General features: G+C 63.7%; 1 pseudogene. It reads left to right on the plus strand.

The features are described from left to right. Positions 1–234: pseudogene (gene groEL, locus ACTFO6_RS19925) on the plus strand (chaperonin GroEL); the annotation flags it as partial.

Genomic DNA, 234 nt, shown 5'->3' on the forward strand with positions numbered 1-234 from the left:
GGGCCGTGCCAAGCTGGTCGAGGTGGGCAAGGAAGATACCACCATCATCGATGGCGCGGGCGAGAAGAAGAAGATCGAAGACCGGGTCAAGCAGATCCGTGCCCAGATCGAGGAGACCACCTCCGACTACGACCGGGAGAAGCTGCAGGAGCGGGTGGCGAAGCTCGCCGGCGGTGTTGCCGTGATCAAGGTGGGGGCGGCCACCGAAGTGGAGATGAAGGAGAAGAAGGCGCG

Origin of the sequence: Pelomicrobium sp. G1 (assembly GCF_051905455.1) — a bacterium.
In the GTDB taxonomy this organism is placed as follows: Bacteria; Pseudomonadota; Gammaproteobacteria; order Burkholderiales; family UBA6910; genus Pelomicrobium.